We start from the raw sequence: 25,815 nt of genomic DNA, 5'->3' as shown, positions 1-25,815 counted from the left end.
AGCCATCCCTATACCAGTTACGCCATTTTTTTTAGCTCAGATGCTTTCCTATTTTTTTCTACTTGCTTAAGTAATTCTATTTGGGTTCTGCCCAGTTGCTCCAATGCATAATCTTTATTAATAACTAATTTTTGTTGGTCTTTTAGCGATGGAGCGGTGTACATTACTTCACTCATAATGCTTTCACAAATAGAACGCAGCCCCCTGGCTCCTAATTTTAATGACATAGCCTGCTCAGCAATCAAGTCAAGTGTTTCTTCTGTAAAAGTTAGAGCAATTCCATCTATTGCGAACAACTTAGTATACTGCTTTACCAATGCATTTTTAGGTTCCGTGAGAATACGGCGAAGGTCAGATTTGGTAAGTGGTTCAAACCCTCTTACAATTGGAAGACGACCTACTAGTTCAGGAATCAAACCATATCCCTTTATATCTGATGAAGAAACATATTTAAGTATATCCTTATCATCCACTTTAGGTGTACGTTTTGCACAAAATTCAAATCCTATGCTATTAAAGTTAATGCGATTACTAATGGTTCTAGCAATACCATCAAAAGCCCCTCCACAAATAAATAAAATCTTTTCTGTATTCACAGCTGTTAGCTTCTGATCTGGATGTTTCCTTCCACCATGTGGGGGCGCATTTACAATTGAGCCCTCTAATAACTTCAATAAAGATTGTTGAACCCCTTCACCACTTACATCGCGGGTGATGGATGGATTGTCCCCTTTGCGTGCAATTTTATCGATTTCATCTACATATACAATCCCTCTTTCAGCTGCCGTTACCTCATAATTAGCCGCATGCAATAAGCGACTAATGATGCTTTCTACATCTTCGCCTACATAACCTGCTTCTGTCAAGACGGTTGCATCTACAATACAAAAAGGCACCTCCAGCATTTGTGCTAAAGTACGGACCAAATAGGTTTTTCCTGTTCCAGTTTCGCCAACCAATAATATATTGGATTTTTCAATGACTACATCATCTTCTATACTTGCTGGGTGAGCCAGACGCTTATAATGGTTGTAAACAGCAATAGACAATGCTTTTTTAGCTTCTTCTTGTCCAATTACATATTCATCTAAATGGGCTTTAATTTCTTGTGGTCGTAATAGATTTACTGGTTTGATGTCATTTATGATATTATCTTCTTTTTGAAGTTGAATAATCTGTGCAGCTTGTGTCACACATTGGTCACAAATGCGCCCTTCTGGACCGGTTACCATCATACTGACTATCTCACTAGCTTTTTTACAAAAAGAACAATGGGTTTTCATAGTAATAGTAATTATATGGTTAATTTTTTTTCTCTTGCTCTAATACGAAATCAATAATTCCATATGCTTTAGCCTGATCTGCACGCATCCAATAGTCTCTATCTGAATCACGTTCTACAGAAGCATAATCTTGACCTGTATGGGTGGAAAGAATGTTATAAATATCTTTTTTAATTTCAATCATTTGCTGCATGGTAATTTCCATATCAGCAGCTGTGCCTTTCGAGCCTCCTAGAGGTTGGTGAATCATAACCCTAGCATGTGGCAGAGCAGACCGTTTGTTCTTAGCACCTCCTGCCAATAATACTGCAGCCATAGAAGCGGCAAGGCCTGTACAAATCGTCGCTACGTTAGGCGAAATATATTGCATGGTATCGTAAATACCCAAGCCTGGGTATACGGAACCTCCTGGACTGTTGATATAAAGTAAGATGTCTTTTTTGGTATCGACCGATTGTAAAAAGAGTAATTGTGCAATAATCACATTGGCAATATTATCATCTACTTGTGTACCAAGAAAAATAATTCTGTCCATAATCAATCTAGAGAAAACATCTACTTCTCTAAAGTGACCAGGACGTTGCTCAATAACAGAGCGTGTCATGTTTTCGACATCTGATACGTAATTATGTATTTGTGAACCAGTTGCATAGCCATTTTTAACTGCAAATTTTTGAAATTCTTTTTGATCTGGCATAAATAATATGGAAGGTGAAATGCATCCTTTTTTCCTATTTTTACTATATAGTATAGAATAAAAATAAGTAACTTTTGAAATTTAGTGTAAAATAATATATTAAACAAATAACATATCTATTATTTTGTGCAACACTCATTGTCCAATACTACAGTAGATGTAACAACTGGTGCTGACTAGCCTATGATTGAAGCAATATGGGCTTGTAGGTTAGATAGGTCATAGGCTGTAAACCAGTGTATATTTTTGTCTTTTTTAAACCAAGTCATCTGTTTTTTTGCATATTTTTTTGTGTTTATTTTAATGTGGTCTATGGCTTCTGCTAAGCTCGATTGACCTTCCATATAGTTGAATAATTCTTTATAGCCTAATGTTTGCAAGGCATTGGTTCCCTTGTAAGGATATAGTTTTTCAACTTCTTGCAGCAATCCTTCTTCCATCATAGCATCTACACGTAGGTTGATCCGTTCGTGCAGTAATGCTTTTGGTTGGGTTAGACCTATCATTATAATATGAAATTTTCTTATCGCTTGTGTCTGTCGTTTGCGTAAGGTTGAGTAAGGTATCCCTGTACCCAAGCAAACTTCTAATGCTCTGATGACTCTTTGGGGGTTTTTAAGATCTACTGTGTGATAGTATAGGGGATCTTTTTCCGCCAGTAGTTGGGTCAGGTAGGGGAGTCCTTTTTCTGCTAAGGCATTATTTAAGTTGGCACGTAGATTGGATGGCAGGATAGGTATTTCGGCTAGTCCTTCACAAAGTGCTTTTAGGTAGAGCCCAGAGCCACCCGTTGCGATCACAACATCTTGATGCATAAAAAGTTTATCCAAGGTTTGTAATGCTTCTTGGGCAAATTGACCAGCTGTATAATTGGCTTGAATGGGTAAAAAAGATAAAAAATGGTGTGGAATACCCCGCATTTCTGCTTGGGTAGGTTGTGCCGTACCAATCACCATGTCACGATAAAATTGTCTGGCATCAGCAGATATAATCTCTGCTTGCAGTGCTTCAGCCAGTTGAATGGATAGTGCGGTCTTTCCTATAGCAGTTGGGCCTACTATAACGATTAAGTGCTTGGTATGGGTTGGAGTCATTATTTTTGAACGTGTCGTTCTGCATGGTATGAGGAGCGTACGAGTGGACCTGACTCTACATAGGAAAAGCCCCGATTGAGCGCCTCCTCTTTAAAATGGGCAAATTTATCTGGATGTATAAAAGCAGCTACTGCAAGATGTTGTTTAGTAGGTTGCAGATATTGACCCAGCGTTAAAACATCCAATCCATTCTCCCGTAGGTCATCCATTACTTGATAAACCTCTTCATCCGTTTCTCCTAATCCAAGCATAATACCCGATTTAGAGCGTTTACCATATGCTTTAATCCGTCTAAGTTGCTCCAAGCTTCGCGCATACTTAGCCTGAGGACGAACGGTTTCATAAAGGCGTGCTACCGTTTCTATATTATGAGAAACCACTTCTTGTCCGGCACTAATCATCCGCTCTAATGCCCACCAAATCGCCTTTACATCTGGAATTAATGTCTCTATAGTGGTAGTAGGATTCAAGGCTTTGATGGTTGTAACCGTTTGATACCAAATTTCTGCCCCACAATCCTTTAGTTCATCTCTATTTACCGAGGTAATAACCGCATGTTTGACCCCCATCAAATGAATGGCTTCTGCAACCCGTTTTGGTTCTTCTCGATCATAATCGGTAGGCCGTCCAGTAGCCACCGCACAAAAGGCACAACTGCGCGTACAAATATTACCCAATATCATAAAAGTAGCCGTACCCGCTCCCCAACATTCCCCCATATTGGGACAGTTCCCACTGGTACAAATAGTGTGTAGCTTATACCGATCTACAATGTTACGCACAGCTGTATAGTGCTTACCTATAGGTAACTTAACCCGCAACCAATCTGGTCGTTCGGCGGGTGTAATCGATGGCGTTTTTTGCTTCATGAAAAAGGTTAAAAAATAGCTTAAAGCTTGGTAGCCTGTAGCAGCTCAATATATTAAAACTTGTACAATATTTAGTTTGCTTGCCCCAATATAGGCTATACCATCTAGCTTATCCATTCAGTCCGCATAGTATTATCGAAAATTATTTTATATTTGCATGCTATAAGATAGAACAAACTTTTTAATGGCCTTGCTAGTGGTATAGCTATGGCCTTTCTATTCCTATAGTTTCTGTTTGGAAGCGGTACCTTTTCTATAAAATATGCTAAAAATCAAATAAAATTAAATGATTGTAATCAATGATCTTACCTATCATTTGGGCAAGCGAACTTTATATGATGCAGCTTCGTTACATATTAAACCCAAGGATAAAATTGGACTAATAGGTCCTAATGGAGCTGGAAAGTCTACCCTGTTAAAGATTATTACGGGTACACTTGCACCAGATAGTGGTAAAGTCACTAAAAGAAAAGAATGTTCCATTGGTTTTCTGAATCAGGACTTACTTTCTTATCAATCTCAGGATACCATTCGTAATGTAGCCATGCAAGCTTTTAGTGCAGCATTGACTACGCAAAAAAAAATTGAGTCTTTGTGTCAACAGATGGAGGTAAACTATTCCGACGATTTGCTGATGCAGCTATCGAATCTTCAAGAAAGCTTTGAAAGAATAGGAGGATATGATATGCAGTCAAGAACAGATGCCATGTTAGAGGGTATGGGTTTTGCGACCAAGGATTTAGACCGTTCGCTTTCTGAGTTTTCAGGTGGATGGCGCATGCGGGTTATGTTTGCCAAATTGCTTTTACAAGAACCTTCTTTGTTGATATTAGATGAACCAACCAACCATCTAGATTTGGTTTCGATTAAGTGGGTAGAAGCCTATTTAAAGAATTACGATAGTGCTTTTATAGTAGTTTCGCATGATAGAAGCTTTTTGGATGGTACAACTGCTAAAATTGTAGAGATTTCTGATAAAAAATTTACCATTTATGTAGGCAACTACAGTGACTACGCCATACAAAAAGCAGAAAGGAGTACGTTACTAGAAAATGCCTATGCCAATCAACAAAAACAGCTGAAACACGCGCAAGAATTTATAGACCGTTTTAGAGCAAAGGCTAGTAAAGCCAAACTGGTCCAGTCTAGGATTAAAGCATTGGATAAGGTAGAGAAGGTAGAAGTACCCACTATGCATCGTAAAACGATAAAGTTCCAATTTACGATCAAGCAAAATCCAAGTAAAATTATTGCTGTAATAGAAAACATAAATAAGTCTTATGGTGCGGTAAATATTCTAAAAGATGCGACCGTACAAATTGACAGAGGAGATAAAATCGCCTTAATTGGTGCAAATGGACGGGGTAAAACTACATTGCTGCGTATTATAGCTGGTCATGCGTTAGCCGAGCAACAGCAAAGAAGTTTTGGTAATAATGTAGAGATGGCTTTTTATGCGCAGCATCAGTTAGAAGCGTTGAATATAGAACATACCATTATAGAAGCTTTGCATGCCCATAATAGCAATGAACGCACTGAACAAGAGCTACGTGCCATAGCCGGTATGTTTCTTTTTACTAAAGATGATGTATATAAAAAAATAGCAGTCCTTTCTGGTGGCGAAAAAGCACGGATTGCCCTAGCAACGGTACTGCTTTCTCAAGCAAACTTTCTAGTACTCGACGAGCCAACCAACCATTTAGATATGCAATCTATTGATACACTCGGACAAGCTCTACACCAATATGAAGGTACTTGTTTGTTTGTATCACATGACCGTAACTTTATCCAGCAGTTAGCCAATAAAATTTGGTATATCGAAAACAAGAAAGTCAAGGTATTTCCTGGAAGCTATGAAGCATTTCAAGAAGCAGTGGATTTAACCTAAAAAGGAATCAAATATAGTTTTTTGTAGATCTGTGGTCCTCTGTTTAGGTAAAAAAGCCTTTGCTATAAAAACCTTCTATACTAGCCGCCTAAGAAAGCATAAAAAAATATTTATTCCGATATAAATCCATTTGCTTGTCGTTCCCACAGTTTTGCAAAATGTCCATTTTTATCTAATAATGCTGGTATGGTTCCATCTTCAACAATGATGCCCTTATCAAAAACTAAAATCCGATCCATATCATTTATAGTAGACAAACGATGTGCAACAATCAAGGCAGTTGCACGCTGGATTACTTTTTTTAAATTTTCTTGGATCCACTTTTCCGTAATAGAATCTAATGCAGAAGTAGCTTCATCCATAATGAGTATGGGTGCATTTTTTAAAATAGCACGCGCAATGGCAATACGTTGGCGCTGACCTCCAGAGAGTTTTACACCACGTTCTCCAACCATCGTTTGAAATCCTTTTTTCATATTTTTTATAAAATCAATACAATGTGCTAATTTTGCTGCTTCCAGTACCTCTTTTTCTGTGGCATCTAAACGACCATATTGGATATTTTCAAAGATCGTGCGGTGAAAAAGAATCGGATCTTGAGGAATCATGGCAATTTGTGCGTATAGGGAATCTGGGGATACTTTTGAAATATCCTGATTATCTATTAATATCTTCCCACTGTTTAGGTTATACAAACGCAATATTAGATGGACGAAAGTAGTTTTTCCTGATCCAGATAGGCCCACCAAACCGACTTTTTCGCCACCTTTAATCTGAACAGAAATTTCGTTAAACATATTCGTTTTCTCTTTATAAGCAAAGGTAACCCTATTCAAACAAATAGCTCCTTCGTTAATAAGTAGGGGACGTGCGTTGGGGTAATTTTTGATTTCGTGTGGCGCACTTAAAATAGAAAGTGCAGCATTAGAAATACCAATTTCTTTCGCAATCTGTGTGATATGAAAAGTAGTATGCCAAATTAATCCCATTAGATTAAGGAAGGTCATTGTAACCAATGAACAATCCCCTATGGTAATCCAGTGGTTGTTCCATCCATATACCAATGTAGAAAATGTAATTACCACAAAAATAAAAGTAAGCCATCCTTTATAAAAATTAGCTTTTTCAATGGCCCAAGAAGCCTGTTCAGATTTTTTTATTTCATCTGTTTGATATTTATTCAGATACTTTAGTTCGTAAGACGTGCGTGCAAATAAACGTACGGCCAACATAGCGCCCAAGCTATCTACGATTTGGCCATCTAGTTCAGAGATAGCTTCTGCATGCGTTTTAGCTGTATAATTTATATCTTGCATGTTTAAAATGGTTAATGCGACAAAAATGGCTACAAAAACCAATAAAATGAGTCCAAAAAGAGCATGTATCTGCAGAACCAGTCCCAATGAAATGCAAAAAGTAAGTATGGTAGAGAAAAAGTTAGATATAAAAATATCTAAAATGTGCGCGCATGCACGAGGCAACTCTGCAATTTTATTGGCTAGTCCACCTGTAAAATGTTCAGAAAAATAGCCATGAGCGTGGCCTTGTGTATAGGTAAGGATGCTTTCTCGAATATCCTTTCGAAACCTTGGCCAAACATACATAGATACCATACCATAGAACCTGTTGGCAATTTCCATGAGCAACCAAGAGGTAAACAATCCCATTAGGGGAAAAGCTAGTAAGTTAAAGGGTGCATCTATAGCTGGCCTAAGTAATAGAAGCTTATTAATCAATACTTTAACAAAGTAAGGGCACAATGATTCATTCAGTGGCCAAAATATCATGGTAAAGAACATAAAGCTGAAATGAACCGATTGCCGTTTTACAAAAAAAAGAATAAAAGGAAAGAGCTTTCTGGGTAAGGCATTCATTTCTTTAGGCATTGTAGTTATCTAGTTAATGGGTAATCAAAATGTTTTAGAATAGGAACGTTGTGTGTTAAAGATATAGGACCTAGTCTTCCTATATCAGTTGGCCCATAGCATGAGTTCAACTCATTATTTTAGAATAATATTTGATAAGAATAGCATTTGATATAGACTTTGTATAAGTTATGCATTACAACAGCCGTTAACACTTTTTATTAATCTGAATAGACCAAGTAAATATCGCTAAAAAGAATTATGTAAACAATATAGATGATTGGGGAAGTTCTGCTGATTCTGTCGTCTTTATTTTAAATAAATGTTATCCTGCTATTTGCATTTAAAAATTAGTGAGTTTGTAAATAAAATTGTGTAAATGCTTATTTGTTATTAAGAAATCTATCGTTATAAATAATCGGTAGTAATAAATAAGTCATAATCAATGGAATCACAACAAATAAATATAGATCCAAATCTACTAAAAGAATTATCGAAGTCTATTAAGAGTGAAAAAGATTTAGCTATTCTGAGCAAGCAACTATTAAAACTGACGGTAGAACGTGCTATGGATGCAGAGCTAGACGATCATCTTGGCTATTCAAAGCATTCTATAGAAGGTAGGAACACGGGAAATAGTCGTAATGGTTACTCTCTTAAGCGCTTGAAGGGTGATTTTGGCGAAATGGAAATTAATAGGCCACGAGATCGAAACAGCACGTTCGATCCTCAAATTGTTCGCAAAGGTCAAACTAGGTTCACTGATTTTGATGAACAAATTCTGTCACTTTATGCCAGAGGGATGACCACCCGAGATATTTCAGATACGTTCAAAGAGCTCTATGGTAGAGAGGTATCACACAGTTTAATTTCGAAAGTAACTGAATCTGTTATTGAGGAGATTACTATTTGGCAGAATCGTCCATTAGAAAGCGTATATCCCCCATACTGTATTTAGATTGTATCGTCGTACGTTTGTATTAAATAAGACTATCTTATTAAAGAGCTGGAATAAGGTCGCATTGTACCTGGTATTAGATACCGCGCTTAACGTTTAGCCCCCAGCTCTTTTCATCTTAAAAACTGAATAGTTCGCTGGCCATTAAAGCCCGTGTGTGCGACGATAGTTCATGAGATGAATCAATTTAATACAAACATCTAATGATATGAAATACATAGGCATCGATATAGCAAAAAGTAGTTTTGTAGCTGCTTTCCCTAAAGGTAAAGGCTATACTACGGCTACGTATAAGAACGATCCAAATGGCATTGCAATCTTTTTGTCTAAACTTGATAAATGCTTAGATCACTGTGTTTTAGAGGCGACTGGCAACTATGGTTGTTTATTAGTAAAGATGCTTTTAGAAGCTGACCTATCTGTTTCAGTTATTAACCCTAAGCAGATCAAACACTTTACTAAGGTAGTGAACCATATAACGAAAACTGACAAGGTAGATGCGGAACTTATTTCTCTGTATGGATCAAAGATGGAGCCTAAACCCTACAAAATGCCTTTAGCCAGTATACAAGCCTTAAAGCAACAAAAAACACTTTTTGCTCAGTTGAAGAAACAATTGACAATGTGTTATAACTTGCTAGAGTCTTTTAGTGTGTTGCCTAAACCAGACACTGTATCTTTGACTATGGTCAAACAAACTATATCCTATTTGGAAGAACAAATAGTTATATTAGAGCAACAAATGCTTTCTATTACACAGGAAACTTATCAGGATCTCTATAAACGCATTAGCTCTATTAAAGGGATTGGCGATAGAACCACTATGGAACTTATCGTTTCCACTGGTGGAGGTAATCATTTTGAAAGCGCTAAACAGTTCTCTAAATATGTCGGTTTGGCACCTATTTATGAGCATTCAGGCTCATCGGTAAGAAAAAAAGGTCATATTAATCGTCATGGGAACCCGCAATTGCGTTCTTTGCTCTATATAGCTTCTTGGTCAGCTATACGCTTTAATAAGTCCTGTAAAGACTTTTATGAAAGGTTAAAAGAAAGAGGGAAACCTGGTAAAGTGGCTCTTATTGCTGTAGCTAATAAACTTATTAGACAGGTATTTGCTATTATGAGAGACCATACTTTTTATGTAGATGGACATCTATCTAAACTCAAGGCTAACCCTTAGTGTGGTCAGAAAGAAAATATGATAGTCCATAAATCAACAGATTATAAATCTATTATTTGATTATCAATATAAATTATAATTATAATCAAAATAAAACTTAAAAACGAAATATTTTTCTAACAAAAAATTTGCTTATTAACATAGTTCGTTATCAAGTCTCATGAAGATAAACGCGTAATAAATAAATCAATTTATTTGGCATTAGCCATTAATTGTCAAGGCCAAAAAGAATTACTTGGTTTGTGGATAGCAGAAACTGAAGAAGCAAAATTTTGGCTATCCCGTATTAACTGAATTAAGTAATCGTGGCATTAAGGATATTTTTATTGATTGTGTTGATGGATTAACTGGATTTCCAGATGCTATTAATACAGTATTTCCAAAAACCAAAATCCAGTTATGCATTGTTCATCTTATTCGTAATTCCTTACGTTATGTATCCTATAAGGATATGAAGTCCGTCGCATCGGATCTTAAACTTATTTATCGGGCTATTTCTATTGATCAAGAGGAAGAAGAGCTTCTTATTTTTAGTGAAAAATGGGATAAAAAGTATCCAGCCATTAGTCGTTCATGGCATAAAAATTGGAGTAATATTATAACTATTTTCGACTATCCTGATGAAATACGAAAAATTATTTATACCACTAATGCGATAGAATCACTTAATAGTGTGATTAGAAAATCGATCAATAACCGTAAATTTTTTCCTAATGACCAATCTGCATTAAAAGTGGTATATTTAGCTATACAAAAAGCATCACAAAAGTGGACTATGGCTCTACATGATTGGAGAGCCGCTATCAATCGATTCGCTATAGAATTTGAAGGAAGAGTTTCTTAAAAAATGGTACTTACACAAAATCGTTTACAGGCTCAAATTAGTGGCTATGTTTGGTATTACCCCAATAATTATGGTTTTGTTTCATCTGTAGCTAATTTTCTATAGTTCTCTCTTTTGTTAAATTTTGGGTGGTGGATACTTTTGAATTAATTTGTTTATTTTTTTCTTAAACTGGTTGCCTCTATCTTCAAAATTTTTAAATAAGTCAAAGCTAGCACATGCTGGGGATAAAAGGATTACTTCTCCAGGTGATGCAATCGATAATGCCATATGTATAGCGTTATCTAGGTTATCGGTTTCTTGTATGGGCAATCCTAGCGGACCAAAAGCTTTTATAATGAAGTGGTTGTCTTTTCCCAAACAAATAATTGCTTTTACCCGCTCTTGTAGAATGGGCAATAGTAGGCTATAGTCGTTTCCTTTATCTACTCCTCCTGCTATCCAGATAATAGGTTGGTTAAAACTAAGCAATGCAGCCCTTGTAGAGGCTACATTAGTCGATTTTGAATCATTATAACAGTCTATCCCCTGTGGGGCACCACACCATTCTAATCGATGGGATAGCCCATGAAACTTAGGTAAAGCAGCATAAATGCTTGCAGGTGCTACCCCTGCTAATGCCGCTGCTGTAATGGCAACCATAGCATTGTATTGATTGTGTCTACCTGGTAAAGCGATTTGTTCCCTGTTAATACAAAAAGAGGTACCATCCACATTACAATGGCATAGCCCATCGCTATTCCAAATAGAGAATGGATGAATAGGGTGCAGTTCGGGTAAAATATTTTGTGCTTGAAGATATGCAGCAGTGATTGGATCCGATTTGTTGTAAATAAAGTGGTCTAATGGAGTCATATTGCGCAATATATTCAATTTAGCTTTCGCATAGACTTCTAGAGAATAGTTGTATCTATTCAAGTGATCAGGTGTAATATTTAATAGGCAGGCAATATTTGGTTTAAAATTTTTAAGACTTTCCAGTTGAAAGCTGGAAAGTTCTAATACATAGTAGTCATAACTACCTTTTGCAAGACACCTTGCAAAACTATACCCCATATTCCCAGCCAAAGCTACATCGTATCCTGCCGCATAGAGCAAATGGTAAATCAGGTGTGCTGTAGTACTTTTTCCATTTGAACCCGTTATAGCTATGATCCTACCTTTTGCATAGGGTGCTGCAAAGCTTATTTCATCTATAATGGGTATACGGCATGCATGGAGCTGCTGAATGATTGCAGTTTCATGGGGTATACCAGGGCTTTTGATTACCTGATCAGTCCCTTTTATTTTTTCTATCGTATGGTGGCCTTCTTCAAATGGAATGGCATAAATTTTCAGCAAATCTTTATACTCACCTTTTATTGTACCTATATCCGAAACGAATACCTCTATGCCTTTTTGTTTGGCTAGTAGTGCTGCTCCTGTACCACTTTCTCCTCCACCTAGTATAACCAATCGCATACTTGTATGATTTAAATAGTATTTTTTGTTTTTGGCTGAGTCAGTCTATAGGTTACATATTGATACACTGCTAAGAGAGCGCCAATCGCTAGTATGATACGCGTTATAATGCTTAGACTATTTATGGCTAAATCTAGTGGCTCATCTAATTTCAGATACATGATAGATATTGCGCATAAATTGTGTAGTCCATGGGCGATCATAGGATAAATAATGTCTTGGGTGTGGTAGTATAGATGGCTCAGAAAGCATCCCATCACAAAATACAATAAGTTATTGCGCATATTACCGTGCATCAGACTAAAGGCTAACGCACTAGTTAGTGTGATCCATAATCTGGTAGAAATGATTTTGTAGAGTAGTTTTTCTAAAATACCTCGAAAGAGTAGTTCTTCTAAAATAGCAGCCAGGCAGCTTATTTCTATAATCCCACGGTATAAAAAATCGATGCTACTACTAAAATGTCGTATAGACTGTACATTAGGATACCATAATGCTTCTTGAATGCTGCTTAGTAAGAGTAAGCCAAATGTCATTGTGAGTTGCAATAATACCGTACCAATCATTAATTTGTAGCGAGAGGGTACTATACTATCTTTTATGCCCTTATTTTGTTGTAGGTATAAATAATAAATAAAAGCAAGGCAACAAATGATGATGCGGAATATAAAGTGCTCAAGTGTGTAATGGTGGCATAAAGGTTTATTCGTTGACTTAATCCATAGGATAAAAAACTTAATAGGGAAATAAAGTCCTATACAAAATAGGGTTAATCGTTTGAGTAATCTGATTTTTAACCACATTGTTGCTATTTTTTACGTATATTTTCATTCAGTTAAAGTTTAAAAAATGGAGCATGATCTTATCAATGGCCCCTGTAGCGTGCTCAAAAAACCAGAAGAGCAGCTTGATAAAGCCCTACGGCCCCTTCAATTTAATGATTTTTTTGGGCAAGAAAAATTAGTCCAAAATCTACAGATATTTGTAGCAGCTGCTAAACAGAGAAAAGAAGCTTTAGACCATGTGTTGTTACATGGTCCTCCTGGTTTAGGTAAGACAACACTGGCCTATATTATTTCCTATGAGCTGAATACCAATATAAAAGTTACTTCTGGACCTGTATTGGATAAACCAGGCGATTTAGCTGGCATTTTGACCAGTTTAGAACCTTCTAATGTACTTTTTATAGATGAGATTCATCGTCTAAATCCCATAGTAGAAGAGTATTTATACACTGCCATGGAGGATTTTAAAATAGATATTATGCTGGATGCAGGTCCTAATGCACGTAGTGTACAATTGGCACTTAATCCTTTTACATTAATTGGAGCGACCACCCGCTCAGGTTTGCTAACCGCACCGCTACGGGCCCGTTTTGGTATTAATGCGCGATTGGATTACTACCATACCACATTGCTGACTAAAATCGTTCAGCGCGCCAGTAGTATATGGGGTAGCCCTATTGATCAAGAAGCTGCTTATGAAATTGCCAGACGCAGTAGAGGCACCCCACGTATAGCCAATAATCTGCTGAAACGTACCAGAGATTTTGCGCAGATTAAGGGGGATGGACACATTACCCAAGCTATTGTTGCATTAAGTTTAACTGCTTTGAACGTAGATGAGAATGGACTTGATGAAATGGACAAACGGATTCTTATCAATATTATTCAAAAATTCAAAGGTGGTCCCGTAGGGCTTACCACTATTGCAACTGCTTGTCTAGAGGAAGCAGAAACCATAGAAGAAGTATATGAACCATTTCTTATTCAAGAAGGGTATATCAAACGCACGCCACGTGGAAGGGTCGCAACAGAAGCCGCCTATAAGCATTTGGGATTCCCTTATACCGCTGATCTTTTCGACAAATAGCGCCCGTTTTGCCTTTGTTTAGCACATTATTGTGTAGCAAGATCTACCTATATTTGTATAGGGTGATTGGTTGGATAACGATAGTTGTGTACAATAATTTATAGGGTCAATATTTTCCCGATATTTTATTTATAATCAAGTAATAAAATGGCAGGACATAGTAAGTGGTCTAATATAAAACGTAAAAAGACTATAAATGATGCAAAAAAAAGTAAAATTTTTACAAAGCTGGTTAAAGAGCTAACCGTAGCCGCCAGAACGGGCGGCGCTGAACCAGAATTTAACCCACGATTGCGTTTGGCCATTCAAAATGCCAAGGGGGCTAACATGCCAAAAGATCCCATACTACGTGCCATTAGTAAGGCAAGTAGCCATGATGTAGCTACTTATCATGAAGTGACCTATGAGGGATATGGGCCAGATGGAGTGGCCATCATGGTGGTCTGTATGACCGATAAAGTGATTAGAACAGTAGCCAATGTGCGGGCTATTTTTGCGAAATATGGAGGCAGTTTAGAAAAAAATGGTGCCATTACTTTCTTGTTTGATTACAAAGGCTTCTTTACCATTCCTTCTGTTGATATTAAAGATGATGATGATTTTACCTTAGGGTTAATAGATGCAGGCGCAGAAGCATTAGAAAGCGATGGTGCATTTGCCCATGTAATTTGTGCAGTAGAAAATTTTAGAAATATACAAAAACACTTAGAAGCACAGTCTATTGCACCAACTTTTGCTGGTTTAGAGTATATCGCTCATACTTTTGTTCAAGTAAGTGATGCTACATTGCCCAAGCTTATAAAGCTTATAGATGCGCTAAAAGATGACGATGATGTCCAAAAAGTCTATCATAATATCGCGCTTCAACCAGATCAGGAAGTTTTATGGACGTAAAAGACTAGATGGTATGGTCATGAGGGAAATCTACTCTTGATGCTGCCAGTACATTTATCCTTTTGTTTATACGATCTTTAGGATCTGCTTTTTTGAAAAGAGTCCTTCAATTTTTTCGTTTAATTTTGCTTCTATTTTCTGTTCTTTCTCCATGATCTCTTGTATGAATGATTCTATACGTTTTATAATATCGTTCTTTTTGTTCTTTTTTACTCGTTTTGTTATATCAGTTTCTATTGATTCTAAATTAGTTATCATATCTTCTATCTCAGCGTTACTTTGATACTTTTCTTTTATTATTTCTTTCAGAAGTTCTACAGACTCATCATTACTGTTTACTGATCTTAAATTAGTTATCATATTTTTTATCTTATCGTTATTTTTTATTGTTTCTTCCAGAAATTTTTTAACGTTTGGGTTCTTTATATTTCTTGGTATATTTGGTATACTGATGAAGATTGTTTCTATGTTTTGTTGAAAACTTTGAATCATCTCTGGGAAATCACTTAGTATATATAACATATACGTATAATTAGTATGGATATCTGTGGATAAATTTTTGATAAATTCTTTTATTTCGTTTATTTGTTCCTGGAAAGTTTCTAATTCTTTATTTACGCTTGCTTTTTGATCATCAATAGATGAATATATGTGAGGTACAAGTTTTTCTAAGCTATCCAATTTCTCTTTCATTGATTTTATCAAGTTATTATAACTTTCTGTATCTTGTTCTATTGATGTTATCAAGCTATTATAACTTTCTGTATCTTCTTCTATTAATTTTATAAAGTTGTCATAACTTTCTGTATCTTCTTCTATTAATTTTATAAGGCTGTTGCCAACGTTGTGATTTTTTTCTTTTTCTAATCTTCCCTTAATATCTTCTATCAATGTCAGTACTTTACTATATTTGCTTGGTAGGTCACTTATCAATTTTACCCTTTCCTCAATGTCGTCGAATAGTATATTAAGTAATCTACGTATTTTGATATTTTTTATTTTTTCTTTTATTTTTTCTTTTATTTTTATAGTATATTCCATATTGTCATCTTCATCAAGACATTCAACATTACTATTATAACCATATGAAGGTTCAATACAAGTCTGTTCGGAGCTTGTCACTTTTTGTTTTCTAAGCCTCTTCAAGGATTCACTTTTCTTAAGTCCTTCATTTTGCTTTTGTTCAAAAACTGCTATCAAAGTTTTAACGCGGCCAGTTTGTACATTATGATCTATATTAAATGTATTAGAAGCATTACAATATTGAATATTTTTACGAATCTTTACATTATCATTTACATTACATATATTATAATCATTCAAGGGTTCAATAGCAATACTAGAGCAAGTCTCTTCGGGTTGTGATACTGCTAATAAATTTAGCTTCTTTGATTCGATATTATTAGTAGAGTCAGTAATTTTAGGATCATCCTTAGCAACTACACTTCTCTCAGGTGATGATGGCGTTTCTTGTAAGGGCAAGGGGATCAGTAGGTTATCCTTCTGCTCTAGGGATAACGAAGGTACTGGTAGGCTATTTGAAGTTTCTTTGAACGGTAATGTTTTGTTTTTCAGCCCATTTCCCGAAAGGATTGGCTGCGCTAGTCCTATATTAGTAAGATGGGTACCATCAGGTTGCTGCTTAGCAAGCGTATTTGTTACATATAATGGCTTGTCCCTTTGTAGGGGAAATAGCCGTGCGGATAGGGGGTCTACTTTCTTGCTTAAGGGTAATAGGTCGAAAAATAGATCGCTTTTATTGGATTTGGAAAAGGTTTCTACTATACTAGGTACATGTTTGATTTTGCTGTTGGAACTACATGCTGTGCTGCACAGTAGGAGCGTTCTGGACAGTTTTATTAAAAAAGAAGGAGAAAAAATATTTTGAGCGAAAGAATAGGTAAAATCATTAGGAATATAGGTGGCTTTATCATTTCCTAAGCAAGTCTTATCGCTTTTTATATGTACGTTGGTCATATCTTTTTACTTTTAATAATTTTTTAAGGGTTGTTTTATCTACATCTAGTAAAAGAACAATATGTTTTTTTATTTAAAATTTAAAATTTCAAATTTTCTAGCTATGCTAAAACAATCCCATGCTTGTATGTATACTTAAAAATAGGGTTCAAAAAGGCCATTACGAGATATATCTAATAGTTAGAAAGTTAATAGTCAGGTAAATGGGCTCAAAAAACTAGAAGCTAGTGGTTCCCTAGTGCAGCCTCTACCGTTTCTATGACCTTTGGGGCTAAAGGATCTGTTGCAGAAGCAAACCATGTAATGCATTGACCCTCTTTCCCTATCAAGTATTTATGAAAGTTCCATTTTGGGCGTCCACACCAAGAAACTTGTGTAGCAGCCCATGCATAAAATGGATGAATGGATTTTCCACGCACAGCTGTTAACTGCGTAATCGGAAAAGTAAGGCCACTTGATTTGTTTTGTATAGCAGTTGCTATATCACAAGGCTTTTCAAATTCTTGCTTGCCAAAACTTTGAGAAGATACCCCAAGCACTGTAAAACCATGCATATGGTAGCGATCATGCAGCCTTTGTAAGGCATCGAATTGACGGGCAAATCCACAGCGCGAAGCTGTATTGACTACTAAAACTACCTGCCCACTACAAAGATGAAACGTAGTGCCATCTAATAGGGTAAACGAAAAATCTTTATGAGGGTTGGTATGTGTATCCATACTTTTGCAACTGTTTAAAGAAACAGGTTAATTTCTCATTAAGAAAAAAACATTTAACGAGCAAATGTAAGCTACATTTAATTAAAATAAAAAGTAGAATGCTGTTTTTTAGTACGAAAATGCAGTTTATATATTTGAATGATGGATTAGATGACAAAAAATGGGTCTCTAAATATCTATATTTTGTATTTACGCTTTAAAGCTTAAATAGCAAGACAAGACATAGATCAATCACCTATATCTGATTAAGTACATAAATAAAAATTTATAGAGAGGCTATGCAATAATCCAAATAGTTCGTTGCTGAGTGCTATACGATATAGAGTAGAAAGCATTGGAATGGTGATTTCGGATTTATGGTCTATAATGGATATTTTTATAAAATATTTACCTGGATAGCGTTTGATACAAGCTTCCAATTCGTTCACCAGCTGTTGGTTGATATGCTCTTCCATCAGCTTTAAATGAATGCCTTTCGCCATTTTTTCACGCATCTCTTCTAATAGGTTAATCGTTCGGGGCTTAAAGTTTTGCATCTCTTGGTTGCCATAACGTATCGCTACATGTCCAGTAAGGAAAAGTAATTTCCCAACTTCTAATAGATGCTTGTATTTTAAATAGTCTTCCCCAAAAAGTGCAAAATGTAACGATCCATGGTAATCATCTAATGTGAGTAACGCAAAAGTATTTCCTTTACCATTTTGCTTAATAGTAGACGCAGTAAGTATACCCGCTATGGTGACAGTTTTTCGACTAGCAGCTAGTATATTTTGTGTAGTTACATTGCAAAAGCTTTTTATATCTACTTTAAATGGATCTAGTGGATGACCAGAAATATAAAAACCAACTAGTTCTTTCTCTATACGCAGTTGTTCCAATGGATCATAAGGGGTACAGTCAACTGGTTCTGGCCTTTTAACTTGACTATAGCCACTAGCTGCAAAAAGCGACTGCGCAGCTTCTATCTGTTCTTTTTGTATACGATTGCGATATTGGATCAATTTTTCTATAAAACTGCTACCCGATGCTTCATAGAGATACTGTCTTCTATGTAATGCTTTAAAGCTATCAAAAGCACCTGATAAAGCAAGTGATTCCATCGTTTTTTTATTGAGGCTTTTAAGATGAATGGATTCGATAAAATCAAAAATATCTTTAAAAGCCCCTTTCTCCCTTCTTGCTGCTATAATAGCAGTGACTGCTGCCTCGCCTGCCCCTTTGATTGCGCCTAGCCCAAATCTTATTTCTTTATGGAGGCCTGCACTGAAATTGACTTGACTGGCATTTATATCAGGGCCCAATACCGATAGTCCTTGCTGGCGACTTTCTTCCATAAAAAAAGCAATTTTTTCAATATCACCCTGGTTATGGGTTAATACAGCCGCCATATATTCGGTAGGGTAGTGGGCCTTTAGATAAGCCGTTTGATAGGCAATTAGGGAATAGGCTGCTGCATGCGAACGATTAAAACCATATTGTGCAAACTTTTCCATAATCTCAAAAATATGCAATGCTTTTTCTTTAGGGATGCTATGTTTTTGAGCCGCTCCAGTTATGAAAATATCACGCTGTTTGGCCATTTCCGTTGCATTTTTTTTCCCCATAGCTTTGCGCAGCAAATCTGCACTTCCTAGCGTATAACCCGCCATTGCTTGTGCGGTTTGTATGATTTGCTCTTGGTAAATCATAATGCCGTAAGTGGGCTTTAAAATAGTTTCTAAAAGTGGATGAGGGTATTCAATAGTTTCTTTACCATGTTTGCGGGCAATAAAATTAGGAATAAACTGCATAGGGCCTGGCCTATAAAGGGCATTCATCGCAATCAGCTCTTCCATCGTAGTGGGTTGCAGTTTGATCAACCATTGACGCATCCCTTCTGACTCAAATTGAAAAGTCCCTTTTGTATTACCGGATTGGTATAGTTTAAAAGTAATCGGGTCGTCTAAAGGAATCAGATCTATATCTATAGAAATGGCTCTATTTTGTTGGATCAATTGCAAGGCATCTTTAATAATACTAAGCGTCTTTAAGCCTAAAAAATCCATTTTTAGCATACCGATTCCTTCAAGTACCGATCCATCATATTGGGTAACCAATAAATCAGAATTTTTATCTGTTTTTACTGGAATATATTCTACAATATCATGGGGTGCTATGATGATCCCTGCTGCATGAATACCTGTATGGCGGACCAACCCTTCTAATCTTTCTGCTAAATCCAATACTTTACCCTCTGGTGTGGTAAGGGATTTTTTAAGCTCAGCCAGTTCTTTTACTTCTTCAAAAGCTTCTGATAAGGTAATCCCTAGTTTATCTGGTATCAACTTGGTCATATAGTTGGCCCGTGCCAAAGGTACCCCCAACACACGGGCTACATCCCGTATGGCAGATTTAGCGGCCATACTACCAAAGGTGATAATCGAGGCTACTTGGTTTCTACCATATTTTTGAATCACGTAATCAATTACTTTTTTACGTCCTTCATCATCAAAATCTACGTCTATATCAGGCATAGAAACCCGTTCTGGATTCAAAAAACGTTCAAAAAGCAGATTATAGCGTATGGGATCTATTTTGGTAATGCCGATGCAAAAAGCCACTAAAGAGCCTGCTACCGATCCTCGACCTGGCCCTACAACCACACCTAATTGCACAGCTGCTTGAATAAAGTCTTGTACAATTAGAAAATAGCCAGCAAAACCGGTCTGGGCAATAATGGTCAATTCATAGTTGAGTCTGTTCTCTACCTCTAGAGGAATGGTCCCATACTTGGCACGTGCCCCAGAAAAAGCCAAATGGCTTAGATAGAGATTGGTATCTGAAAATCCACTCGGAAGGCTAAAAATAGGCAGCAGCACATCACGTGTTAAGGAAACGGTTTCTACTTTTTCTACCAAGGCTAGGGTATTGGTAAGCGCCTCTGGTAGATCTGCAAAAAGCAGCGCCATGGCTTCTGGTGGCTTTAAAAAAAATTGATCGTTGTTAAAACGCATCCGATTGGGATCGTTGTAATCTTTTCCTGTTTGTAAGCAGAGCAATACATCTTGTGCAAGACTGTCCTGTTGCGCAACATAATGGACATCGTTGGTGGCAATCACTTTCACATTATATTTTTCAGCCCAACGGAGCAATACGAGATTACAAATTTCTTGTTCCTTGATGCCATGTCTTTGTAGCTCTATGTAGTAATCTTCACCAAATAGCGCAACCCATTCTAAAAAAAGCTTTTCTGCTGCTGCTTCACCATGGCGTATAATGGTTTTAGGAATCTCTGCACTTAAACAACAGGTAGTGGCAATTAAACCTTCTTTATACTGTTTGAGTAAAGCTTTATCAATACGTGGTTTATAGTAATAGCCTTCTAAAAAACCTAGGGAGCATAATTTGGTAATATTTTGATAACCTATGCTATTTTTAGCCAGCAACAACTGGTGGTAACGGGTTTTATCTTTATGATCCTGCCGATCAGGTGCCATATAAAACTCACATCCTATAATGGGCTTTATTCCTTCCTTAGCAGCTGCAGCTACAAATTGGGGGACCCCAAACATATTCCCATGGTCGGTAATGGCCAATGCATCCATCCCCAATTGTTTATTCGCCGCTATTAAACGTGTGACCTTAGCGGCCCCATCCAATAAAGAATATTCTGTATGACAATGTAAATGGCAAAAGTTAGGCATGGTGGTATGACATGGTATAGATGCCCTTCTAAGGGCTGTTTATAGAAGCATTAAAAGTGGATTTAAAGGAAAAAGAGGTAAATATAAGGGTGAAAGACGGGGTTCGAACCCGCGACCCTTGGTACCACAAACCAATGCTCTAACCAGCTGAGCTACATTCACCATAAAACCAGATCTATCAAGCTATTGAGCCAATAGATAACTTGATTGGGTCAAATATAAGCAAAAAAAATAAAAATTGTACACAACGGCTCTGTCTGTCTAAACCATCATGGACAAGATAATGATCACGCAGCAGAGCATATTGGATATGTATTATAAAGATGCCATTCGAGTCATCCAAACAGGCTGCCTGTAAAAAGTTGTGGTTGGCATCATACAACTATCTGTTGATTTAAAAAAGATTGTAAGAGAATTGCAGCACTTACCTTATCTATATTGCTTTTATCTGCTCTATCCTTTTTAGAATAGCCAGCTTGGTAGAGTCCTTGTAAAGCCAACTTAGAAGTAAATCGTTCATCTTGGTAATAAAAACTTTGGGCTGGAAAAGCTTTTTTTAATTGCGTGGCGATCTGTTTTATGATCTTACCCATTGTAGAAGGTTTGCCATTCAAATAGTTGGGCATACCCATCACAAAGGTGACTACATTTTCTTGTTCGAGATAATCCTTTAAAAAAGGAAATAAAATAGGGGCAGCAATTGTTGTCAAAGGGGTAGCAATTATTTGTAAAGGATCTGTTACAGCAATACCGACCCGTTTGAGCCCATAATCTATGGCGATAATCCTACCCAATTTATTTTCCATTATTTTGTTGGTTTTGAAGGAACTGTTTGGCGTGGGCTACTATGGACTTTGCAGCTATTGCAGCGCCATTTTTTGGACTCAGCAATCGGTGAACTGCTGGATAGGCTGCTTGTTGTTTAGTCCTACCATTGTCCGATAGTAGGTTGGTTAAAGTAGCATAGAGCTTTTTGTCTGTTAGTTGATATTGAATGAGTTCTGGAACAACCGGATGATCCATCAAAAGGTTAACCAAAGAGATGTAATCTACCGTAATAATGGTTTTATAAAAACAATAGGCCAATGGATGGAACTTATAGACCACTATTTGTGCAAGATTAAATAAAGCAGCTTCTAAACTAGCGGTTCCAGCAGCAATCACCGCCACCTTTGCAACGGCCATTAGGTCATAGCTTTGGTCATAAATAACTTGAACCGTAGGTGGGCATAGTGCTTCATACAAACTGTTTGGAATAATACTTAATCCAGCTACTACAAACTGATAGCCTTTAAAATGGGCTGCCTGCGCAACCATTAGAGGCAATAAACGATGAATTTCATCCAATCTACTGCCGGGTAATAGGGCTATAATCGGACGATGGTCGAGGCGATTTTCTGCCTTAAAAAAGGGATTGATGGCATGATCGGCAACTTTTTGAATCAATGGATTGCCGACATAGTCAATTGTATGGTAGCCCTGTGCATGATAATAGGCTACTTCAAAAGGTAGAATGGACCATATGTGGTCTACATTTTGCTTGATTTTTGCAATTCTTTTTTGACCATGTGCCCAGATTTTAGGCGGTATATAGTAGTGTACTAGAAATCCATTTTTTTTAGCAAATGCAGCAAGCCTCATATTGAAGCCACTGTAGTCAATTAAAAGAACGACAGTTGGCTGGTAGTGCTTTAGACTTTTTTGGCAAAACTTTAGCAACTGCCATAGGGTATACCACCTTTTTAAAAAATCTATCCCCATATAGGCCATTTTTGAACCGTCTACACTGCAAGGCCTACCCATAGCTTGAGACATAGCAGTTCCTCCACAACACCAAAAATCGGCGTAGTGATCTATTGATTTGATGTGTCTAATCAAATCAGCTCCATGCATATCTCCAGAGTGCTCACCCGCAATAACGTAATAACGCATAAGTATTTGGATTTTAGATGGTAGCCTTGCTATCCAAAGATATAGAGATACTTTTTAATCAAAAAAATGTGCTTAAATGGTTTATTTTTTTTCCGTTATGGGTTCAGCTAAACTGCCATCCCAAACTTTGGGATTAGCTATTTTATTTTCTTGAAGTGCCAAGCGATAGACCTGATCTACAGAATCTACATAATGAAATATTAAACTTTCACGGTAAATTGCTTTTATTTCTTGTACATCTTTTTTGTTTTTGCTGCTGAGTATAATCTCTTTCATACCTACACGTTTTGCAGCTAGAATTTTTTCTTTAATACCACCTACTGGTAGTACTTCGCCACGTAAGGTAATTTCCCCTGTCATAGCCAAACAGTCTTTTACCTTTTTTTGCGTATATAAAGACGCCAATGAGGTAAAAAGGGTAATGCCTGCAGAGGGACCATCCTTAGGGACTGCCCCAGAAGGCACATGAATGTGTAGATCATAATTTTCAAATACACCATGTGATACATCAAGGTACTGGTCATTCGCTTTTAAGTAAGAAAGCGCTGTCATAGCAGATTCTTTCATAACTTCTCCTAAATGACCAGACAAATTAATCCTTCCTTTTCCTTTACTCAAGACAGATTCTATAAAGAGAATTTCACCACCAGCAGCCGTCCAGGCTAACCCAATCGAAACACCAGGTAAGGATGTGGTTTGATAAGGTGTTTGATCAAATGGCTCTGGGCCAAGTAAAGCAATAACATCAGTTGGTTTGATTTTTTTAGTATAAGTTTCCGCTAAAGCAATCGATTTTGCGCTCTTTCTGCAAATATTTGCTATTTGACGAGATAGTTCACGTACGCCAGATTCACGCGTATAACTTGCTATAATAGTGGCCAAAGCATCATCTTGTATGGCTAGATCAGTAGCTTTAAGGCCATGTTCTTTTCTTTGTTTGGGGAAGAGATATTTTTTTGCAATTTCTATCTTTTCTTCTAGAAGATAGCCACTTACTTCAATGACTTCCATTCTGTCCTGTAAAGCAGATGGAATACGATCCATTGAATTGGCAGTGGCTACAAATAGAATTTTAGAAAGATCATATGGCACTTCCAAAAAATGGTCCACAAAAGCATTGTTTTGTTCTGGATCTAGCACTTCTAGTAGTGCAGATGCTGGATCTCCACGCATGCCATCTATTTTATCTACTTCATCTAGTACAATAACCGGATTAGATGAACCACTTTTTTGAATGTTATAGATAATTTTTCCAGCCATTGCACCAATATAGGTTTTTCTATGTCCACGTATTTCTGCTTCATCATTTAGCCCACCTAGTGCAATACGTGCATACTTCCTACCCATTGCTTTAGCAATAGACTTTCCTAAAGAAGTTTTTCCTACTCCAGGAGGACCACATAAACATAAAATAGGTCCCTTCATATTTTTTTTTAGCCGTACAACTGCTAAAAATTCTAAAAGGCGCTCTTTGACTTTTTCAATACCATAGTGGTCTGCATCAAAAATCTTTTTGGCCCGGGTTAGGTCTAAATTGTCTTTGGTATAGTGCTCCCAAGGCAACTCTACGAGCAGCTCTGCATGGTTGATGCTAATGGAATAATCTGGACTGTGTGGGCTCATCCGTTCAGCTTTTTCCAATGCCTTTTTAAAATAATTGGCTACCTCTTTAGGCCATTGTTTTTTATTTCCTTTTTCACGTAATCTATCAATTTCGTCTGAACCCTCGTTTTCGCCTAGTTCATCCTGTAGCACTTTAACCTGTTGCCTTAAGTAATAATCTCGTTGTTGCTGACTAATATCAGAGTGTACTTTATCTTGAATCTCTTTTTTAAGCTCTGAGATTTCTAATTCTCTTAAAAGATGTTTTAAGAGCAAATTGGCTCGCTTGGTGCTATTACTTAACTCTAGTAACTTTTGCTTGTAGTGGATATCTGTATTTAAATTAGAAGCCAAAAAATAGGTAAGAAAATCAAGACTTTTAATATTGGTTAGCATGGCCTGTGCTTCACCAGAACCATCAGGTCGAAATTTAAGAATCTTAATTGCTACATCTTTTAAGGATTGCATAAGGGCAAGAACTTTTTTGTCTTCCTTATAAGGGTGATCTTTTAATAGCTGAATAGTAGCTTCTAATCCTAATGACTCTGTAAAGAGTTGAATGGTTTGAAATTTTTGTTTGCCATGTACCAAAGCAATTGTTTTACCATTTGGTAAATTAATGATTTTAATAATTTTAGCTAGTGTACCTATTGGATATACATCCGTTTGTTTACCTTCAAAGTTTTCTGGGTTGCGCTGTGCAATGATGCCCAATAGACCATCTTTTTCATGTATGACTTCTATCAAATGCATCGCCTGCCTTTCTTTAACGGAAATAGGGACGACAACGTTAGGAAAAAGAACCATATTACGAAGTGCCAACAAGGGTATTCTACCTTGGGTGTGGTCATCAGAGAGCTGTTCTTTTTCATCAGAGACAATCAGTTCTACCATACCGCCTATGCCGTCCTCACCCCATGCAGAAGCAAGCCCCCCATCCATTACTAGTGATTTATTGAAGTACATATGGTTATAAATGATTCCTAATTTACCT

At 36.8% G+C, this 25,815-nt stretch carries 17 protein-coding genes, 1 tRNA gene and 2 pseudogenes; 6 read left to right on the top strand and 14 right to left on the bottom strand.

Annotated features, from left to right (window positions below):
- Positions 1–17: 17 nt before the first annotated feature.
- From clpX to lipA, 4 genes are all read right to left on the bottom strand, one after another.
- On the bottom strand, positions 18–1,283 hold the full coding sequence (gene clpX, locus AL022_RS03420; RefSeq protein ID WP_014934887.1) for an ATP-dependent Clp protease ATP-binding subunit ClpX: 1,266 nt from the start codon (positions 1,281–1,283) through the stop codon (positions 18–20).
- Positions 1,284–1,302: 19 nt separating this feature from the next.
- The gene (locus AL022_RS03415) at positions 1,303–1,980 is read right to left on the bottom strand and encodes a ClpP family protease (protein ID WP_014934886.1); all 678 of its coding nucleotides are present in this window, start codon (positions 1,978–1,980) and stop codon (positions 1,303–1,305) included.
- A 176-nt stretch (positions 1,981–2,156) separates the two neighbouring features.
- Positions 2,157–3,074, bottom strand: coding sequence for a tRNA (adenosine(37)-N6)-dimethylallyltransferase MiaA (gene miaA, locus AL022_RS03410; protein ID WP_014934885.1), 918 nt, complete (start codon positions 3,072–3,074; stop codon positions 2,157–2,159).
- Entirely contained in the window at positions 3,074–3,943 is an 870-nt protein-coding gene (gene lipA / locus AL022_RS03405; RefSeq protein WP_014934884.1) for a lipoyl synthase, read from the bottom strand. The genes miaA and lipA overlap by 1 nt, the downstream gene beginning before the upstream one ends.
- A 286-nt stretch (positions 3,944–4,229) precedes the next feature.
- Here lipA and AL022_RS03400 point away from each other — a divergent pair, with 286 nt between their 5' ends.
- Positions 4,230–5,831, top strand: coding sequence for an ABC-F family ATP-binding cassette domain-containing protein (locus AL022_RS03400; RefSeq protein ID WP_014934883.1), 1,602 nt, complete (start codon positions 4,230–4,232; stop codon positions 5,829–5,831).
- Positions 5,832–5,941: 110 nt separating this feature from the next.
- On the opposite strand, the gene AL022_RS03395 is transcribed toward AL022_RS03400, so the two are convergent.
- Positions 5,942–7,717 carry an ABC transporter ATP-binding protein gene (locus AL022_RS03395; protein WP_014934882.1) on the bottom strand — a complete coding sequence of 592 codons (1,776 nt, stop codon included), beginning with the start codon at positions 7,715–7,717 and terminating at the stop codon, positions 5,942–5,944.
- A 445-nt stretch (positions 7,718–8,162) separates the two neighbouring features.
- Between AL022_RS03395 and AL022_RS03390 the strand changes: the two are divergent.
- The 3 genes and pseudogenes from AL022_RS03390 to AL022_RS04330 all read left to right on the top strand — a co-directional run.
- Positions 8,163–8,674 (top strand): annotated as a pseudogene (locus AL022_RS03390) (transposase); the annotation flags it as partial.
- Positions 8,675–8,862: 188 nt separating this feature from the next.
- The gene (locus AL022_RS03385; RefSeq protein WP_014934881.1) at positions 8,863–9,837 is read left to right on the top strand and encodes an IS110 family RNA-guided transposase; all 975 of its coding nucleotides are present in this window, start codon (positions 8,863–8,865) and stop codon (positions 9,835–9,837) included.
- Positions 9,838–9,984: 147 nt separating this feature from the next.
- Positions 9,985–10,681: pseudogene (locus AL022_RS04330) on the top strand (IS256 family transposase); the annotation flags it as partial.
- Between the two features lie 117 nt (positions 10,682–10,798).
- Here AL022_RS04330 and murD read toward each other — a convergent pair.
- A complete protein-coding gene (murD, locus tag AL022_RS03375) occupies positions 10,799–12,142 on the bottom strand; it encodes a UDP-N-acetylmuramoyl-L-alanine--D-glutamate ligase (RefSeq protein ID WP_014934880.1) in 1,344 nt (447 codons plus the stop codon).
- An 11-nt stretch (positions 12,143–12,153) separates the two neighbouring features.
- Positions 12,154–12,945 carry a CPBP family intramembrane glutamic endopeptidase gene (locus AL022_RS03370; protein ID WP_014934879.1) on the bottom strand — a complete coding sequence of 264 codons (792 nt, stop codon included), beginning with the start codon at positions 12,943–12,945 and terminating at the stop codon, positions 12,154–12,156.
- A gap of 46 nt (positions 12,946–12,991) precedes the next feature.
- On the opposite strand from AL022_RS03370, the gene ruvB reads away from it, so the two are divergent.
- Together ruvB and AL022_RS03360 are read left to right on the top strand one after the other, a co-directional pair.
- Positions 12,992–14,014 (top strand): Holliday junction branch migration DNA helicase RuvB, encoded by a 1,023-nt coding sequence (ruvB, locus tag AL022_RS03365; RefSeq protein WP_014934878.1) that lies wholly within the window; start codon positions 12,992–12,994, stop codon positions 14,012–14,014.
- A 147-nt stretch (positions 14,015–14,161) separates the two neighbouring features.
- On the top strand, positions 14,162–14,908 hold the full coding sequence (locus tag AL022_RS03360) for a YebC/PmpR family DNA-binding transcriptional regulator (RefSeq protein WP_014934877.1): 747 nt from the start codon (positions 14,162–14,164) through the stop codon (positions 14,906–14,908).
- Positions 14,909–14,974: 66 nt separating this feature from the next.
- Here the strand turns inward: AL022_RS03360 and AL022_RS03355 are convergent, their stop codons facing one another.
- From AL022_RS03355 to lon, 7 genes are all read right to left on the bottom strand, one after another.
- Positions 14,975–16,885, bottom strand: coding sequence for a hypothetical protein (locus AL022_RS03355; RefSeq protein WP_014934876.1), 1,911 nt, complete (start codon positions 16,883–16,885; stop codon positions 14,975–14,977).
- A 224-nt stretch (positions 16,886–17,109) separates the two neighbouring features.
- Positions 17,110–17,604: a glutathione peroxidase gene (locus AL022_RS03350; protein WP_014934875.1), complete on the bottom strand. Its 495-nt coding sequence runs from the start codon at positions 17,602–17,604 to the stop codon at positions 17,110–17,112.
- 245 nt (positions 17,605–17,849) lie between these two features.
- Positions 17,850–21,287, bottom strand: a complete 3,438-nt coding sequence (gene dnaE / locus AL022_RS03345) for a DNA polymerase III subunit alpha (protein WP_014934873.1) — start codon at positions 21,285–21,287, stop codon at positions 17,850–17,852.
- Between the two features lie 87 nt (positions 21,288–21,374).
- Positions 21,375–21,450 (bottom strand) — tRNA-His (locus tag AL022_RS03340).
- A gap of 211 nt (positions 21,451–21,661) precedes the next feature.
- On the bottom strand, positions 21,662–22,093 hold the full coding sequence (gene ruvX, locus AL022_RS03330; RefSeq protein WP_014934872.1) for a Holliday junction resolvase RuvX: 432 nt from the start codon (positions 22,091–22,093) through the stop codon (positions 21,662–21,664).
- On the bottom strand, positions 22,083–23,219 hold the full coding sequence (locus tag AL022_RS03325) for a lipid-A-disaccharide synthase (protein WP_014934870.1): 1,137 nt from the start codon (positions 23,217–23,219) through the stop codon (positions 22,083–22,085). Before AL022_RS03325 ends, ruvX begins: the two co-directional genes overlap by 11 nt.
- Before the next feature lie 81 nt (positions 23,220–23,300).
- Positions 23,301–25,787 (bottom strand): endopeptidase La, encoded by a 2,487-nt coding sequence (lon, locus tag AL022_RS03320; RefSeq protein ID WP_014934869.1) that lies wholly within the window; start codon positions 25,785–25,787, stop codon positions 23,301–23,303.
- Positions 25,788–25,815: the final 28 nt, after the last annotated feature.

It is taken from the genome of Cardinium endosymbiont cEper1 of Encarsia pergandiella (assembly GCF_000304455.1).
Classification (GTDB): Bacteria; Bacteroidota; Bacteroidia; order Cytophagales; family Amoebophilaceae; genus Cardinium.
The sequence above is the reverse complement of the archived record's forward strand: the minus strand, read 5'-3'. Positions and strand labels throughout refer to the sequence as shown.